The organism is Nitrospirillum amazonense (assembly GCF_007828045.1).
In the GTDB taxonomy this organism is placed as follows: Bacteria; Pseudomonadota; Alphaproteobacteria; order Azospirillales; family Azospirillaceae; genus Nitrospirillum; species Nitrospirillum amazonense_C.
In genome coordinates this window covers 1-1,131 of the sequence record NZ_VITN01000079.1, presented here as the reverse complement: position 1 = coordinate 1,131, position 1,131 = coordinate 1, and the positions used below count along the sequence as shown (strand labels likewise).

2 tRNA genes and 2 rRNA genes are annotated in these 1,131 nt (G+C 58.9%); all 4 read right to left on the bottom strand.

The window, feature by feature from the left end:
* A 23S ribosomal RNA gene (locus tag FBZ89_RS30650) occupies positions 1–448 on the bottom strand; the annotation flags it as partial.
* A 279-nt stretch (positions 449–727) separates the two neighbouring features.
* Positions 728–803: transfer RNA gene (locus FBZ89_RS30645), tRNA-Ala, on the bottom strand.
* Between the two features lie 24 nt (positions 804–827).
* Positions 828–904: transfer RNA gene (locus FBZ89_RS30640), tRNA-Ile, on the bottom strand.
* A gap of 139 nt (positions 905–1,043) precedes the next feature.
* A 16S ribosomal RNA gene (locus tag FBZ89_RS30635) occupies positions 1,044–1,131 on the bottom strand; the annotation flags it as partial.

The following is a 1,131-nucleotide window of genomic DNA, read 5'->3' as shown; positions in this document are numbered from 1 at the left end:
ACGGTACTGGTTCACTATCGGTCACTGAGGAGTACTTAGGCTTGGAGGGTGGTCCCCCCACGTTCAGACAGGATTTCACGTGTCCCGCCCTACTCAAGGATCAATGCCGGTTTACCCGTACGGGGCTCTCACCCACTCTGGCATGCCTTTCCAGGCATTTCCGGTTATGTAGCATCAATCACTGGCCTGGTCCGCGTTCGCTCGCCACTACTAGCGGAGTCTCGGTTGATGTCCTTTCCTCCGGGTACTTAGATGTTTCAGTTCCCCGGGTTCGCTTCCCCTGCCTATGGATTCAGCAGAGGATACCCATCGCTGGGTGGGTTTCCCCATTCGGAAATCCACGGATCAATGCCTGCTCGCGGCTCCCCATGGCTTTTCGCAGCGTGCTACGTCCTTCATCGCCTCTCAGTGCCAAGGCATCCACCAGATGCCCTTAATTCACTTGATACACCGTCAGCGCTCCCTCGCGCAGGGACAAGCCCATCGCCGGTAGCACCAACAAAACTTCAGAAGGTCATTCACCAGAACCGCTTCCCCACACGTCGTGGGGATGCCACGGAACCGGGAATGCTCCTCGGTTACACTAGACCCTCTTCACAATGTCCAAGACCCCTGATCACCCCCTCGGGAGCGACCAACAGGCGATCGCTTGCACGCCTCGCCTGTAATCTCTGCACAACGTCTCTTTCACAGACCCTTGCTGCTCTCTCCCTGCCTCGACACCAGATGGTGGAGGCGATCGGGATCGAACCGACGACCTCATGCTTGCAAAGCACGCGCTCTCCCAACTGAGCTACGCCCCCGTTTCCGGGTCGCTGGGGATAGAGTGGTGGGCCAGGCAAGATTTGAACTTGCGACCTCACGCTTATCAAGCGCGCGCTCTAACCAGCTGAGCTACTAGCCCACGGGACTGGAAGCCTAAGCTTCCATGCCGTTCTTAAGGGTCTGGAGAAGGGATGCGCCGACGGCGGCTCCTGCGGGCCGGTTAAAGCCACGCTCACCCATGATCAGGCAAGCCGTGGACCCAGCGCAGGCGTCCTTAGAAAGGAGGTGATCCAGCCGCAGGTTCCCCTACGGCTACCTTGTTACGACTTCACCCCAGTCGCTGACCGTACCGTGGTCGGCTGCCTC